Annotated in this window: 14 protein-coding genes and 1 pseudogene; 3 read left to right on the forward strand and 12 right to left on the reverse strand. The window is 67.8% G+C overall.

Annotation, left to right across the window (positions count from 1 at the left end; translation table 11 throughout):
• Positions 1-130: 130 nt before the first annotated feature.
• Positions 131-1,726 (reverse strand): MDR family MFS transporter, encoded by a 1,596-nt coding sequence (locus ACH45E_RS00360; protein WP_361458142.1) that lies wholly within the window; start codon positions 1,724-1,726, stop codon positions 131-133.
• Between the two features lie 358 nt (positions 1,727-2,084).
• Between ACH45E_RS00360 and ACH45E_RS00365 the strand changes: the two genes are divergently transcribed.
• Positions 2,085-2,375 (forward strand): tyrosine-type recombinase/integrase, encoded by a 291-nt coding sequence (locus ACH45E_RS00365; protein WP_399039925.1) that lies wholly within the window; start codon positions 2,085-2,087, stop codon positions 2,373-2,375.
• A gap of 426 nt (positions 2,376-2,801) precedes the next feature.
• Here ACH45E_RS00365 and ACH45E_RS00370 read toward each other — a convergent pair whose 3' ends face one another.
• From ACH45E_RS00370 to ACH45E_RS00395, 6 genes and pseudogenes are all read right to left on the reverse strand, one after another.
• Entirely contained in the window at positions 2,802-3,110 is a 309-nt protein-coding gene (locus ACH45E_RS00370; protein ID WP_361458124.1) for a hypothetical protein, read from the reverse strand.
• Positions 3,091-3,612, reverse strand: coding sequence for a hypothetical protein (locus ACH45E_RS00375; RefSeq protein ID WP_361458121.1), 522 nt, complete (start codon positions 3,610-3,612; stop codon positions 3,091-3,093). Before ACH45E_RS00375 ends, ACH45E_RS00370 begins: the two co-directional genes overlap by 20 nt.
• A 172-nt stretch (positions 3,613-3,784) precedes the next feature.
• Positions 3,785-4,532, reverse strand: a pseudogene (locus ACH45E_RS00380) (SDR family NAD(P)-dependent oxidoreductase).
• A gap of 376 nt (positions 4,533-4,908) precedes the next feature.
• Positions 4,909-5,304 (reverse strand): Gfo/Idh/MocA family oxidoreductase, encoded by a 396-nt coding sequence (locus ACH45E_RS00385; protein WP_361458327.1) that lies wholly within the window; start codon positions 5,302-5,304, stop codon positions 4,909-4,911.
• The gene (locus tag ACH45E_RS00390; RefSeq protein ID WP_399039927.1) at positions 5,297-5,593 is read right to left on the reverse strand and encodes an ester cyclase; all 297 of its coding nucleotides are present in this window, start codon (positions 5,591-5,593) and stop codon (positions 5,297-5,299) included. The genes ACH45E_RS00385 and ACH45E_RS00390 overlap by 8 nt, the downstream gene beginning before the upstream one ends.
• On the reverse strand, positions 5,542-5,691 hold the full coding sequence (locus ACH45E_RS00395; protein ID WP_361458324.1) for a hypothetical protein: 150 nt from the start codon (positions 5,689-5,691) through the stop codon (positions 5,542-5,544). Before ACH45E_RS00395 ends, ACH45E_RS00390 begins: the two co-directional genes overlap by 52 nt.
• Before the next feature lie 157 nt (positions 5,692-5,848).
• Here ACH45E_RS00395 and ACH45E_RS00400 point away from each other — a divergent pair, with 157 nt between their 5' ends.
• Positions 5,849-6,868 carry an AraC family transcriptional regulator gene (locus ACH45E_RS00400; RefSeq protein WP_361458320.1) on the forward strand — a complete coding sequence of 340 codons (1,020 nt, stop codon included), beginning with the start codon at positions 5,849-5,851 and terminating at the stop codon, positions 6,866-6,868.
• A 372-nt stretch (positions 6,869-7,240) separates the two neighbouring features.
• On the opposite strand, the gene ACH45E_RS00405 is transcribed toward ACH45E_RS00400, so the two are convergent.
• The 3 genes from ACH45E_RS00405 to ACH45E_RS00415 all read right to left on the reverse strand — a co-directional run bounded on the left by ACH45E_RS00405 (position 7,241) and on the right by ACH45E_RS00415 (position 10,289).
• Positions 7,241-8,095 carry a recombinase family protein gene (locus ACH45E_RS00405; RefSeq protein ID WP_361458199.1) on the reverse strand — a complete coding sequence of 285 codons (855 nt, stop codon included), beginning with the start codon at positions 8,093-8,095 and terminating at the stop codon, positions 7,241-7,243.
• A gap of 368 nt (positions 8,096-8,463) precedes the next feature.
• Positions 8,464-9,315 (reverse strand): LLM class flavin-dependent oxidoreductase, encoded by an 852-nt coding sequence (locus ACH45E_RS00410; protein ID WP_361458196.1) that lies wholly within the window; start codon positions 9,313-9,315, stop codon positions 8,464-8,466.
• A gap of 41 nt (positions 9,316-9,356) precedes the next feature.
• Positions 9,357-10,289 carry a chlorophyllase gene (locus ACH45E_RS00415; protein WP_361458193.1) on the reverse strand — a complete coding sequence of 311 codons (933 nt, stop codon included), beginning with the start codon at positions 10,287-10,289 and terminating at the stop codon, positions 9,357-9,359.
• Between the two features lie 131 nt (positions 10,290-10,420).
• On the opposite strand from ACH45E_RS00415, the gene ACH45E_RS00420 reads away from it, so the two are divergent.
• Positions 10,421-11,032, forward strand: coding sequence for a TetR/AcrR family transcriptional regulator (locus tag ACH45E_RS00420; protein ID WP_361458190.1), 612 nt, complete (start codon positions 10,421-10,423; stop codon positions 11,030-11,032).
• Between the two features lie 169 nt (positions 11,033-11,201).
• Here the strand turns inward: ACH45E_RS00420 and ACH45E_RS00425 are convergent, their stop codons facing one another.
• A complete protein-coding gene (locus ACH45E_RS00425; RefSeq protein WP_361458187.1) occupies positions 11,202-13,379 on the reverse strand; it encodes a transposase in 2,178 nt (725 codons plus the stop codon).
• Positions 13,376-14,419, reverse strand: a complete 1,044-nt coding sequence (locus ACH45E_RS00430; RefSeq protein WP_361458184.1) for a DUF4158 domain-containing protein — start codon at positions 14,417-14,419, stop codon at positions 13,376-13,378. Before ACH45E_RS00430 ends, ACH45E_RS00425 begins: the two co-directional genes overlap by 4 nt.
• Positions 14,420-14,440: the final 21 nt, after the last annotated feature.

Here is a 14,440-nt window from a genome sequence, read left to right on the forward strand (position 1 = left end):
TACGGCCCGTCGGCAACTGCGCTGAACTGGCCTGCGCGGGGCGTCATCGACAGCCCGTCCAGCCAGCCGATCACGAAAAGTACCCGGGACGATCCACCGTCCCGGGCACCCTGCTGTTCCGGCCTCGTCGTCACGGCCGCCGCCGCCCGGCAGCCAGGTCGGCGCGGGGTGTGTCCGCGGTCGGCGGGAGGGCGCGGCCGGCGGCGGTGATGGCGATCTCCTCGGCGAGTCGCTCCGTGCTGGTGGTCGTCTTGAGCGGCTTCTCCTCGATGAACAGGACAGCAATCAGCGCCAGCAGAGCGAACGGGGTGGCCCAGAAGAAGAGTTCGGCGGTGGCGATGCCGTAGGCGTTTTCCACGAACGCGCGTACGGACTCGGGCAGGGTCGTCGTGTCGGGGACAGCGTGCCCGGTTCCGCCTCCCGGCGTGTCACCTCCCGACGTGCGGCTGGCGGCCAGTGCGGGGGCGACACGGTGGGCGAGTACCGCCCCGAGGACGCTGGTGCCGATGGTCCCGCCCATGCTGCGCGAGAAGGACAGGACGGAGGTCGCGCTGCCCAGAGTGTCGGCGGGGACGTCGTTCTGCGCGGCGAGGACCAGGTTCTGCATCAGCATGCCGACGCCGGCCCCCAGGGTGGCCATGTAGATGCTCAGCAGGACGAAAGGCGTGTGGGATCCGATGGTGGACAGCAGGGCGAGGCCGACCGTCATGAGGATGGTGCCCGCCACGAGGTAGCGCTTCCACCTGCCGGTCGCGCTGATCCGGTGTCCGGCGATCGTTGAGGCGGCGAGCGATCCCAGGATCAGCGGCAGGCTCATCAGACCGGCGGTCGTGGGGGACTTGCCCATGGCCACCTGGAAGAACTGCGAGAGGAAGACGGTGCCGCCGAAGAGGCCGACACCAACCAGCAGGGAAGCCAGGGTGGTCAGCGCCACGGTGCGGTTGCGGAAGATGCTCAGCGGGATGATCGGCTCGGCGGCCCGGGACTCGACCAGGACGGCCGCCGCCAGCAGCAGCGTTCCGCCACCGGCCAGGGCGGCCGTCTGCCAGGAGTACCAGTCGAACGTGCTGCCCGCCATCGAGACCCAGATGAGCAGCGCGCTGACACCGGCGACGATCAGGAGGGCACCGAGCCAGTCGATCTTCACCTCGCGGCGGACGTGCGGAAGGTGCAGTGTGCGCTGCAGCAGCGCGATGGCAAGGAGCGCGAAGGGCACGCCGATGAAGAAGCACCACCGCCAGCCGAGCCAGGAGGTGTCCACCAGGAGACCGCCGATCAGCGGGCCTGCCACGGTGGCGCCGGAGAAGATGGCACCGAAGACGCCGGAGTACCTGCCCAGTTTCCGCGGGGGGATGACGGCCGCCATCACGACCTGCGTGAGTGCCGTGAGTCCGCCTGCTCCCACGCCCTGCACCACCCGGCTGAAGATCAGCGTGCCGACACCCTGGGAGAACCCGGCGACGAGCGAGCCGACCACGAACAGGCCCAGCGACATCTGGAGGAGCAGCTTCTTGCTGTAGAGGTCGGACAGCTTGCCCCACAACGGAACGGTGGCCGTCATGGCCAGCAGCTCCGCGATGATCACCCAGGTGTACGTGGCCTGACTCGCCCCCAGTTCGGCGGTGATCCGGGGGAGCGCGTTGGCCACCACGGTTCCGGCGAGGATGGCGACGAACAAGCCGGCCACCAGCCCGGAAACGGTCTGAAACACCTGCCGGGGCGGCATCGTCACCGCTTCCGGCTTCTTCACAGGGGAAACTTCGGTAGTCACTGAGTCTTCCAATCAAGGACGGCAGCGGCGTACTCATGGGCGCCGAGCGCCACCTGACAGCGATGCGCCGAGGGATCGGGAGCGGGGGCGGCCCGGTCAGACGAGGACGCCATTCTTGTCACTTAATGACACTGTCATTAAGTGACAAGGATGGCAAGTTTTTCTGCCGATCCGAAGCCTCTGGGGCCAGTTCGACGACGACCACACCCGCCCCGGCGCCCCGCTGATTCCCTCCGAGCGCAAGAACGCCGACGGTTCCTCACGTCGGGTGGGCGACGATGCCCTGCGCAATGGGCCCAAGGGCGCGGCCAAAGTGCACCTGCCCGGGTGGGGCAAGAAGCTGACACCGCATGTCCTGCGACATTTCTGCGCGTCCCAACTCTACGGAAGCGGGCTGGACTTACTCGCGATCCAGGAGGTTTTGGGACACTCGTGGATCGCCGCCACGATGCGATGCGTCCACGTCCAGCAGACCCGGGTCGAGGACGCCCGGGGCAGGCGGAGACGGACGAGCGGCAGTCGGCGCGGGGACTGTCACACCGGCGGTGATCCACAAGCGCCGGGACGGCCGATCCCTCCCGCCGGCCTGACGCCGCCTCGATGAGCAAGATCCGTGACAACAAGCCTGCGGTCTCCTGCGTGGGCTGCTTTGCCTGGGGGCAGCTGCCCGGCCGGTTCTGCTGGGCCTGCTGTACCTACGGCGCCTGGCACATGTGCTGTCTGCCGTCGCGAGGTTCCCGTCCACGACGGCCACTGCCGGCTCTGCCGGGCCCAGGCAAGCTGGGCCGTCAAGGCTGCGGGCGTCAACGGCGAGGCCGCCGCACTGGCGATCTTCCTTCGGCAGGTGAAGCACCAACAGCTCCGGTGGCGCCTGGCTCTGCCCGGCGCCCTGGACCCGGGGAGCGCTTCTCCCCTGGCGACGAACAGGGCCTTCGACAAGCCCTACCGTCCCAACTCAGAGGGCGGTTCGTAAGGTGATGTCCGTTTCTGACTGAGGTGGGAGCAAGGACGCTGGTGGAGGTTGTGTCAGCTATAGCTTCCTGGCGAAGCTGCCCGTGTCGGCCTCGGTGAGAATCCCGAGTTTGACCAGGCGTTTCAGCTTGGCGCGGGTGCCTTCGACGTTCTTCGGCAGCAGTTCGCGGCCGAGGGCTGCGCAGACGTCCTTGGCCCGTAGTGGACCGGTCGCGTGGTTGAAGGCGGCGAGGATGCGGGGATAGTCCGGGTGCTCGGGCAGGTCCGGCGCGACGGCCGGGAGCCGGTCGGCGAGGCCGGTGACGGTCTTGCGGGTGATCGTGAGGTGCTCCAGGTGCAGCGTCACATCAGCTCGTCTGTTCTCCATGACCGCTGGGCAGGCCAGCTGCAGCCGCCCAGAAGAAGACGTGCCCGCACATGGGAGACGGCATTCGCGAGCGTTCGGCGAGGACGATCAGCGCATGGCGCAGTTCTGTGCTCAGCTGGAAAAGTCGGTGGCTGTACTGCCCGCCCTTGTAGGTGTACAGCCGGAAGACCTTGACGGCCAGTTCGTCGCGGCCGTCGGCGAAGGTGTACGGGAGCCCGGCGAGCAGTTCGAAATCGCGTTTACCGGTCGCCGCGTCAGCCACCGCACTCAGAGGCAGGATGTCCAGTTCTGCGGCAGACACGGAAGTGTCGACCGCGACGGCATGAGCAGCCAGGGCCGCGAAGACCTCGATCAGCCGCTCGCCGTCCACGATGTTGATACCCCTGGCTCCCAGGTGCTCGTGGCGGCGGGCCTGGCGCCACGCCTCCTGGTCCACCACAGGCAGCAGGACACGGCCCAGGTGCGCGCAGCGACGCCACAGCATGTCGTCATCGGAGGGCACGGTCGATCCTCCCTAGAACGCCTGGGCCGAGGACCAGCCCGACTGCCGCAGGCCCTCTAACTTCCCACTACGCGCACTGCACGTACAGAGCGGAAGTCAAGATCCCCGACAGCGTCAGGTACTTAGCGAAGCCTGATGAAACGGTCAGCGCGAATCAACATCAAATGCCCACTCAGAGCTGGCTGTGGCCGCCGTCGACGTAGATCTCTGATCCGGTCATGAAGCTGCTGTTGTCCGAGGCGAGGAAGACCACGACGTTGGCGGTCTCCTCGGGTGTGGCGATGCGGTTCATGGGGGTGGCCGTGGTCAGGCTCTCCATCAGTGCTGCGGGGTCGCCGGTGAGTTCGGCGAGAGCGGCCGTGTTGGTGGCTCCAGGAGCGAGGACGTTGACGCGGATACCCAGGTTGACGAGTTCCGCGGCCCAGGTGCGGCCCAGGGATCGGACGGGGCCTTGGTTGCGGCATAGACGCCCATGCCGGGGGCGGCCTTCACATCGATGGCGGAGCCGCAAAGGATCACCGAGGAACCCTTCGTGAGCAGCGGCAGCGCCTTTTGGACGGTGAACACCATGCCGCCGACGTTGGTGTTGAACGTGGACATGAACTCCTCCCAGGTGATCTCGCCCAGGGAGCCGACGCTGCCGACGCCCGCGTTGGCGTAGAGGATGTCGAGTCCGCGACCGCTCTCCTTGATGATGGTCATGACGCGGTCAAGGTCGGAGAGGACGGTGACGTCGGCGGCGATGCCCGTCGCCCTGTCCGCGCCTACAGTAACTCCGCCACGGCCTCCTCCAGCCGTTCCTCGCGTCGGCCGGTCAAGAAGACGTATGCCCCTTCGGCGGCGAGCGCGCGAGCTGCCGCGAGTCCGATGCCGGAGGTGGCACCGGCGATGAGGGCGGTCTTGTGGTCGAGCTGTCCCACTGGGGTCTCCATCTTCTTCTTTGTACGATGCGATTGCATCGACGGGCTCTGTCGCACCAACGCGGCTGCGCTCCGCGGCGGTTGGGGTCTAGGGCCTGTCTGACAATTCCCGCCTGCCCCGCGGCGCCTGGCACGCACGCTCGCCGCGTTGCCGAACCACCCACGTGGCTCCGCCACGAGGGCGCTCCGGCGCCTTGCGATCGCACGCACCAGACGCCGCGGGGCCCGCCCTTCGGGCGGACGACGGGAATTGTCAGACAGGCCCTAGGAGGAACGGGCGTCCCGCCCGCGGTGCGTGGCGTGTCCCGTTGCTGTCTCGGCCGAGGCATTCAAGCAGGCGCATGGCGCTGTGCGGGGATATCTTGTCTGGCCCTGCTCAAGGAGGAGCTGGCCGTGAGTGGCGGGCCGGGTCGCCTGTTGTGCGACCCGGCGCCGTGGCCTCGGCCAGGTCGACCGCGAGCGGCCATTCGGTGAGCACCGGCACGCCCGCTTCGAGCGCGGGCAGCACGACCTCGCGATGCCGGGGCACTTTGACGGCGACCACGACGAGGTCGACGCTGTCGTCGCCGGCGAGCTCCTCGACCGAGGTGTACGCAGGCACGTTGTACATCGCTCCAGCGGCATGCGCCGAAGCCGGTGAGCTCACCGCCAGCGCGCGCAGCTCCATTCCGTTGACGGCCGCCAGCGCGGGCAGGTGGGCGCCGGCCGCCCAGCCTCCCCGCGCGCTCAGGCCGACGATGCCGACTCCGATCGGCCGGCGGAGGTCAGGCACGCAACTGCTGCTTGAGCGTCTCGGCGTCGTGCAGGTTGGTCATGTGCACGAACCGTCCGTCGCGGACCCGGTAGATGGCGTACTCCACGATTTCGAACGAGGCGCCGGTGGGAACCACGCCGAGATACTCCTTCACGGGCGTGCCCGTGTTGGTCAGCCGGGCGGCGATAGTGTCTCCGTCGACCTTGAGGTCCTCAAGCTCCCAGTGGAAGTCCGGCACCGCCTCGATCTCGCCGGTCAGCGCGGCGTGAGCCTGGGCACGAGTCGCCGGATCGCCGTAGTAGGTGATTTCATCGCTGCTGACTCGTCCACGCGGTGCAGTTCGTGGGCGTTGAGCATGTCGATGTAGCGCTGGTAGAACGTGCGCAGGTCGTTGGCAGACATCATGACCCTTCTTTCGACCCCCGGGAACGGAAGCCCAATGCCTTTTATTCGTCCTACGCGGGTACGCTCGAACGAAATCCTTTGGTAACGGGCCAGACGACGCAAAATCCGCTTGCCCGCTGGATCAAGAATGCGAGAGCGGATTGCTACAATCCATAATGTGAAGTCCAAACTTCCTTACGCATCGTCCACGACCGGTGCTCCGCTCGGGCCCAGCGACCCGATCGCCAGCGCCATCGGCCTGCTGCGGCCCCGCACCGTGGTCGACCCGGCCCTGCGCGCCACACAACCGTGGGCGTTGCGGTTCGATGCCTTCCCTCACGTCAAAATCGGCGGCGTCGTCCGCGGGGAATGCTGGCTGGCCCTGGACGAGCGCGAGCCCGTGCACCTGCGCGAGGGCGACTTCTACCTCCTGGGCAACCCGCCGTCCTACCGGATGGCCAGCACCCTCACCGCGCAACCGCAGCCGGCGGAAACATTGTGGAAGACCGCCACGAACGGGGTGGCGCGCATCGGCTCCGAGGCCGAGGAAGACACCTACCTGTGCGGCGGGTACTTCTACTTCGACGAGCCCAACGCCTCGATACTGATCGATATCCTGCCGCGGCTCGTCCACGTTCGGGCCACCGACCCGCGCAGCGTGCTGCTCGCGCATGTGACCGAGCTGCTCAACAGCGAGGTGGAGAGCAACGCCGTCGGCCGCTCTCTGGTCATGGACCATCTCGCGCAGATCCTGTTCGTTCAGGTGCTGCGCGCCCACGCCGAGCAAACCGACCGGCCCACCGGCTGGCTGGGAGCACTCAACGACAACGGCATCGGCGCCACACTGCGCGCCATGCACGCCGATCTGGGACACAAATGGACCCTGCAAGAGCTCGCCGACATCAGCCGCATGTCCCGTTCGGCATTCGCCGCCTCCTTCAAGAAGCAGACCGGAACCGCACCACTGGAATACCTGATCCAGTGGCGAATGAGCCTGGCCCGCGACGCCCTGCGCCGCAATACCCGGTCAATCTCCGAACTCGCCTTCGCCACCGGCTACGAATCCGAGAGCGCGTTCAGCACCGCGTTCCGCCGCGTGACCGGCACCTCACCCAAACAATTCCGTGACACCGTGCACCACGCCGCCGGCAGTGAGCCGGACCAGGACCTGCTCGCTGGCTCTGGCTCCGTTCGATAGCAGAGTCAGCCAGTTTCCTCACCGGGCCAGGACGAGGTGGCGTGGGCGCGGGCCGTCGCGGCCGCGATGACAACAGCGGGTCCGGGCGCCGCGCGGTGCTGACAGACCTGCCGACAAGCGGCGATGGAACGTGGGCGAGGGGCCGCCCGTGGGGCCGACGGTGACAATCCTTGTGAGTGCGGACTCTCGGCTCAGCTGAGCTGATCCGGCCAGCGGGCGCCCGTCTTTCCGAGCGCGTAGTCGAAGGGTCCGCAAAGCTGTGGCTTTGCGGACCCTTCGACTACGCGCGGGTGCAGCTATCGGTTGGATGTCCCGCTGTAAGGGGTGTGACCGAGATACGCGTCAAAGGGGCAAGGAGATGATCTTGAGTCCCTAGGCCGTCTGCTCGTCGTGCTCGCGCAGCATCCGCATCACGGTCGCCGGTGACGGATGCTGGCCCTTCTTCTTGCCGGTGGTGATGACGAGCCGCTTGGCGATGTCGCGCAGGCTCATCTCCTGCTCTCGCAGGTGCAGAGCCATGGACAGCATGGACTCGTCTGCGACGCTGGCGCCGCCGATGGTCTTGCCGCGCTTCCGCGCGCTCTCGTGGCCTTCCAGGGTGCGGTCGCGGATGTACTCGCGCTCCATACCGGACATGGCCGCCAGCACGGTGAAAACGATGCCGGACGGGTCGTGCGAGCCCTTCAGTTCCCCGGTGAGGAACTCCAGGCCGACGTCGCTCGCCTTCAGTTCCTCGGCGAGCATGGCGAGTTCGATGCCGCGGCCGAGCCGTTTGTGTTCGTGGACGACGATGGTGACGCGCACGCCGGAGGAGCGGATCTCCCCGGCGAGTTTGACCGCGGCCTCCAGCTCGGGGCGCTTGGTGGCGCGGGTGGAGATCTTCTCCGAGAAGATGCGGGTTACCCCGGCATCTGCGAGGGAGTCGAGCTGTGCGTCCAGGGACTGCCGTGCGGTCGAGGCGCGGGCGTACCCGAGGGGTACGTGTCCGACCGGCTCGGCGCCGGTGCTCGGGGGCCGGGGCAGCTCGGTCCAGGCCGAGCCCGGCTTGCGTACGGCGGGGGTCGGCACGCTGAGCGCCTTGGCGAGTTGGGGCACGAGGCGGAAGCGGGCGGTGTGGTACTGGATCGCCACCCCGCCCTTGCCGGTGCGACACGGCGAGCCCGCCGGGGCGGCGCAGGTGGACATCGGGCAGGCGTGCGATTCCACGCGCTTGAAGTCGTCGCTCACGCCCCAGACCGTTTCATGAGGGCGTTTCAGACGTCCAGCCGTTTGCAACAACTCATGAAACATGATTGCCGCAGGTGGGCCTTCGGGCGGCGGGGTGTTTCATGAGCGAACACCTATGAAACAACCTCAGTGTCCGCGTTGTCGCCTCTTCGAGTCGGCGGACGTCCTCGCCGCCCGCCTACGACACCGATTCGCGCCTGTGACCTACTTGGCCGCTGGCGTGTGGCACGTTTCGCTCGCATTCCGGTCCCACCCCCACTGCGGTGAGCTCCCGATCGAACGGTGGGTGGGTCCTCGTCATCGGTGGTTCCTCGGTTTCAGGGGCAGCGGTGGCGCCGCCCTCGCGTTGTGGACCGTGATTCGGTGTATCAGTTCGTGTCGGAGAGGGGGGCGATGATGGTGTCGGCGACCCGGCGTGCGACCTCGGCCGGGTAGGGCGCGTCGAGTCCGAGGACGATGTGGCTGAACCCGCCGTCGAGTGCCGCGCGGACGACGTGGCGGGTGTCCTGGGGTCGGTCGTAGGAGGCGGGCAGGATGATGGATCGGGTGATCTCGGCGGGGTTGCGGCCGACCTCGGCGCACAGCCGGTCCAGCGTCGCGCTGCGGGCGATCGCCTGCTCGATGCTGCCCCCGGGCATGTTCCAGCGGTCGGCGTGCTCGGCCACCACGCGCAGCGTCGGGGTGGCCTGGCCGCCGATCAGGATCGGCGGGTGGGGTCGCTGGATGGGTTTGGGGCTGCAGAACGCGCCGGTCAGCTGGTGGTGGTCGCCCTGGAAGTCGAACGGTGCGGTTTCGGTCCATAGACTGCGGGTGATCGTGCACGCCTCGGCGAGGCTTTTGACCGCGTGGGCGGCATTGTGGAAGGGAAGGCCGTGAGCGGCGTACTCACGCCGGGCCATTGGCACGTCGGGCCGCGAGCCCGCGCCGATGCCGAACTCGAGCCGGCCGCCGGAGATGACATCGACAGTGGCGGCGATCTTGGCCAGCATGGCCGGTGGGCGGAACCTGTTGCTGGTGACCATCACCCCGAGCCGCAACCGCTCGGTTTGGGCTGCGAGGGCGGACAGCAGTGTCCAGCCCTCGAAGGTGGGTCCGTTCGGGTCGCCGCCGAGCGGCATGAGGTGGTCGAACAGCCAGGCGTGCTCGATCTGCGGGATGCCGTCCGCCTCACGCCAGACCCGCAGGACGTCGTCGTAGGCGACCTGCGCTGGGGCGGTCATGATTCCGAAACTGGGCCTGCGGGCCGGTGCGAGGGGGTTGGTCACTTTGAGTCGATCCTCCCCAGCGCGTCGACGGCCGCGGCCAGGGACCGGCGGGCGGTAGGCCACGCGTCGTTGTCGAGGCCCAGCGCGGTACGCAGATACGCCAGGGTGACGTGCTGGACGACCGCGACACGCTCGGGGCTTTCGTCGGTGGTCCGCGTGTCGTTGGAACCCAGGATGCCGCCGAGTACGTGTTCCGCGCCGAACAGGGTCAGCAGATCGGTGGCGCCCGAGCTGAGGCGATAGCCGTCGGTGAACCAGTCCGGACCGCGCACCGTCAGCGGGGACTGGTCATGGTCGCCGGCGACCATGAGGCTCGGCGTCTTCAGCTCGGCGAAATCAGGGCTCATGAACGGGAAGTACTGGACGGCGAGCGGGCTTAGGTCGGCGCCGCCGGTACCGGGCAGGCACAGCAGTACCGCCGCCTTCACACGCGAGTCGCTCACGCTCTCACCGGGAGTGCCGTCGGCGTCGACGACCCGTGCGCCCGCGAGCATGCTGGCGGTCTGTGCGCCCCACGAGTGTCCGGCGACCGCGATGCGGTCGTGGTCGATGCGGCCGGCCAGCCCGGGCACGCCGGCTTCGATGGTGCCGAGCTGGTCGAGGATCCTGGTCAGGTCGGCGGTGCGGATACGCCAGATGAGCGGGGTGCGCGGGTCGTCGGGGAGCAGGCCCAGCGAGTCGAGATGGGTGGGCTGGATGACGACGAACCCGCGGGCGGCCCAGAAGCCGACCAGCGGTGCGTATTCGTCCATGGTCACGGCCATGCCGTGCGAGAAGACGACGACGGGCAGGTTGTGGCCGGTCGTCGGCGCTGTGACCCGTACCTGCAGGTCCTGGCCGCGGTCCGGGGCGGCCAGTGCGATCGGCCTGACAGATATGACTGGGGTGGTGGAGTCGTTGCCGCCGTCGGCGGACGTGGTGTCGCTCATGAGGTGAATGTCTTTCTCGGAGGGGCCAAGTGGCCCGTGCTGCGCGGCGTCTGGCATGATTGAAATACGGAGCCCCGCTCCGCATTACGATACGGAACGTTGCTCCGTTTTACAAGTGGGAGGTGCTCACGATGTCCACGCCCAACACGCCGCCACCCCCTGCCGGCCGCAAGCGATCCGACGTCCGCCGAAACGAGCAGATACTGCTGGACGCCGCGGCGGCCGTATTCGTCCGTGCGGGAGTCGACGCTCCCGTGCGGGAGATCGCCGCCGAATCGGGCCTCGGCATGGGCACCATCTACCGCCACTTCCCCACCCGGGCGGAACTGGTGGTCGCCGTCTTCAGACACCAGGTCGACGCGCTCTCCACTGCCGCGCACACGCCGCCCGCCGCCGATACGCCGTACGAGGTCCTGCGGCTTTGGGTGCACCAATTCGCCGATTTCCTGGTCACCAAGCACGGCCTCGCCGAGGCACTGCACTCGGACCAAGCCGGATTCGAGAGCCTGCACAACGAGTTCGTCGAACGCCTGCTGCCCGTGCTCGACCAGCTGCTGAAAGCGTCCGCCGCCGCCGGCTCCACACACGCGGACATCCGCGCCTACGACTTCATGCTCGCCATCGGCAACCTGTGCATCGGAGTCGAAACCTTCCCCGACTACCAGGCCCGCCGCATGATCGACCTGCTGCTCGCCGGCCTGGCACAGACCGCCCCGGCACCGACAGACGGCGAGTCGAAATAGCGCCAGCGCTCTCGCACGCCCGTGCCAGGACCCCTAAGCCGGTCGCGGGCGGGGCCCCCGGCACCGGAGTGGGAGCTGCTCGACGGACCGTGCGCGGCGACAGGCCCCGGAGGCACTGAAGACCGAACTGCTCGGTGGCTCCGGCGAAGCCCTTCGGCAAGTCGGGCAGTCAGGCGGCCTGACCGAGGCCGGCGGTGGTGAGGTCCTGCTCACGCAGCGGGGTGAAGTCGATGTCGAGCGTCGGGTCGTACGCCTCGGGCTGGATGCCGACTTCGTGAGTGCTGTACTCACCGAACCGGTTGATGTGCTCGGTCAGATACGGCGAGATGTGCGCCAGGTCCTGCGGATCAATCTCCCACCCCTCCTCCAGCAGCTGCCGCACGATCTCCGCGATGTCCAGGGCATTGTGGAACACCGCGTTCGTGAGCAGGGCGTTGAACTTCATCGCCTTCTCCTGCTCGATGGGATCGTTGTCAGCGATGACGCCACGGTTTCCGAAGCCGATCCACTGCGAGAACCGGTTGAACGACTCCACCTTGTTCGTCGCCGCCGTCACCCGCCGCCGCAGCGGCGCGTCGGAGAGGTAGCGCAGCAGCTGCACGGTGCGGATCACGCGGCCGACCTCGCGGAAGGCGGCATAGGTGGCGTTCTTCCTCGACCCGGAGCGCAGGCGCTTGAGCAGCGTGGAGGAGGAGATGGCGCCCTCGCGTACGGAGACGGCCACGCGCATCAGGTGGCGGAGCTGGGACTCGATCAGGTCGAAGTCGATGATGTTCTTGCCCGGCTCGCCGAACAGGGGGTGGATGTGCACGTACTCGGATCTCTTGGAGGGCCGGTAGAAGGTCAGTTCCTTCCAGTTCCTGATCCTGGGCATCAAATCGAAGCCCAGCAGGTGGGCGAGAGCAAAGACAGGGAAGCTCTGGCCTTGGGTATCCGCGTGCACGGTGGTCGGCTTCACCTCGCTCGTGTTCTTCAGCAGGCCCTCGATGATGTAGACGGCCTCCCACACCCCGCACGGGATGAAGTGCGTGAACAGCGCGATGTAGGTGTCGGAGATGTGGTGGTAGGCGATGCCGCCCGGCTTGCCGTACCGCACGCTCGTCTCGGAGAGCAGGTTGTCGAGATAGGTGTCCATGTGGGTGCCGTCCGCCGCCACGGCGGTCCCGTCGCCCCACGCCTGCGAGATGTCCAGGCGGGCGTGCGCGTTCACCAGGTCGGCGACCGCCTCGTTCAGCAGCACGATCGAGAAGTGCTTGTTGGCGACGTACGACAGCTCGTGCCCGCTCACGCCGGGGATGTGCCGGGCGGCCTCGTACGGACCCATGTTGGTGCCCTTGACGAACGTGACGATGACGTAGCGGCCCAAGGGGTCGGTGAGCTTGGGCTCATTGCCCGACGGCGGGCCGAAACGGCGCCACCACTCCACCCAGTACGCGGTCCGGGCCACGATCCCCATCAGGGAACGCTCCGGCATCCTCGCCTTGATCTCCTGCTCCAGCCGCTTCGCCGAGGGCCGCTGACCGTCAGCCCTAAACGCCTTCAGTGACGGGATGCCCGTCTCCGGATCGATGACCAGCCCGTCGTTCTCCGGGTACCCGGCGTCCGCCGCGGCGGCGGCGCCGCGCAGCTTGTCCTCCAGCTGCCGGCGGAAGAACGTTGCGTCGAACTCGGCGCTCTCGCCCGGCTCGGCGAGTCCGACCTCCACCAGGTAGGGCCCCAGCGTCTCCTGGACGACCTCCCAGGCCAGCAGCTTTTCGGACCAGTCGGCGTACTCCTCCGAGCCGACCACCGCGACGTCGCCGGTGCGCAGTTCCTCGGCGAGCGCGGTGAAGACCATCGCCTCAAAGTGCTTGCGGACGAACTGCCCGGTCCGGGTCTTGTCGACCACTGCCTTGCGCCAGTTCTGGGTGGCGAAGGAGATGTCGACCTCCTTGCCCTCCTCATTGAAGGCGGTGATGTACTCGCCGCGGGCCGCCTGGTGACGCTGGGCGTGCGCGAGGGCGTCCAGCACCCGGCTGTCCTCGCTGGTCGCGGTGAACTTCAGCTTGTCGTTGTCGGCAAGGTCGAACATCACCGCCCGGTCCCGGCCGATCTGCCCGTACAGCAGCACTTCCCAGAAGTTGCCGTGATGGGCGGAGACCTTCTCGATCTGCTCGTACTGCTTCGCGAACCCGCCGAAGCCGTCCACCGCGCGGGTGACCGCGCCGAACCCGCCGGCCTGCACCACCTGAGCCTTCACCAAGGCGAGGACCGCCGGGGAGACCCTGCCCTCCAGCCGCGTCGCGACCTCGTCCACCGGCGCCTCCTCGTCCAGACCGTCCAGGGCCTGGCGGACCTCGGCGGTCATGGCCGCGGCCTTCGTGAGCGCCTCCTGGCCGGGCCGCCCTCGTCGATGTGCTTGAGCACCGTGCGGTAGTTCCCGATCAGGGACTCTACGATCTCCCGCTCGGCGAGCCGGATCTCCTCCAGCTCCGCCTTGGCCTTCTTGATCTTCGTCGCCACCCGCTTGCAGAACATCGTCGCCAGGTCGTCCCGCACCCGCATCCGAGCCTTGTGCGTCAGGGCCGCGACCAGCGCGATGCGCTTGACCGGGGCGAAGTCCCGCAGCTCCGAGGCATCCGCCGCGTCCGCCTCCCCGGCGAAGTCGGTGACCTTCCCCGCGGCGACTCCGTCCATCCACACGTCGGTGTCACCGAGCTCGTCCAGCCATTCCAGACGCTTGGTCAGGTTCTTGAAGTGCGACCAGGTCGGGCCCTTGGCGGGCTTCTTCAGCCGGTTGAACAGCGTCGTCCCGTCGCTGTCGCGGTCCTCCAGCAGTCGCATGAGCCCCGCCCGCTGAGCGGCGCTCATGCGGTCGTGGATGCCCGTGCAGATCGAGGTGTTCACCTCGGTGCGGATTTTCGAGGCCATCTTGTCGAAGGTCGAGAACCCGGGCAGTTCCAGCCCGGCCTCCACCACCTTCTCCAGCGCGATGTTGATCAGATCCGCCGGGCGGTTCTTCGCCGCGGCCTCCTTGCGGATCGACTGCTCGACGATCCCCCGGGCCCTGGCCTGGTCGTACGTCACGCCGGCCTGCTTGCGGACCAGGCCCCGGTGATGCTTGGCGGTCCGCTCCGCCCGGTACACCGGCAGCGTGCTATCCGGCAGCTCCACCGCCCGCCGGACGAAGTCCACCACCATCTCCGGGACATCCTCCAACGCCGGGAAACACCCCATGCGCCGGTACGACTTCAGCATCAGCAGCAGCGCCAGCAGATGCTCATCGCAGTCCGTGGCATCGGCCGCCCACTCCAGCTCATCGCGAGTCGGGGAGAAGAACAGGTGCAGCTCATGCGCGGTGATCAGCCGCTTGAACCGCGGATACGCGGTTCGCTCGATCGATGTCACAACCCACCCCAGGCCCCAGAC

This window comes from Streptomyces sp. NPDC020299 (genome assembly GCF_044387825.1).
GTDB lineage: Bacteria > Actinomycetota > Actinomycetes > Streptomycetales > Streptomycetaceae > Streptomyces.

Bases quoted from the DNA above. Each gene is read 5' to 3' on its own strand.
- ACH45E_RS00360 (WP_361458142.1), bottom strand. From the start codon at position 1,726: ATGCCGCCCCGGCAGGTGTTTCAGACCGTTTCCGGGCTGGTGGCCGGC.
- ACH45E_RS00370 (WP_361458124.1), bottom strand. From the start codon at position 3,110: ATGGAGAACAGACGAGCTGATGTGACGCTGCACCTGGAGCACCTCACG.
- ACH45E_RS00395 (WP_361458324.1), bottom strand. From the start codon at position 5,691: ATGATGTCTGCCAACGACCTGCGCACGTTCTACCAGCGCTACATCGAC.
- ACH45E_RS00410 (WP_361458196.1), bottom strand. From the start codon at position 9,315: ATGACCGCCCCAGCGCAGGTCGCCTACGACGACGTCCTGCGGGTCTGG.
- ACH45E_RS00415 (WP_361458193.1), bottom strand. From the start codon at position 10,289: ATGAGCGACACCACGTCCGCCGACGGCGGCAACGACTCCACCACCCCA.
- ACH45E_RS00420 (WP_361458190.1), top strand. From the start codon at position 10,421: ATGTCCACGCCCAACACGCCGCCACCCCCTGCCGGCCGCAAGCGATCC.
- ACH45E_RS00425 (WP_361458187.1), bottom strand. From the start codon at position 13,379: ATGACCGCCGAGGTCCGCCAGGCCCTGGACGGTCTGGACGAGGAGGCG.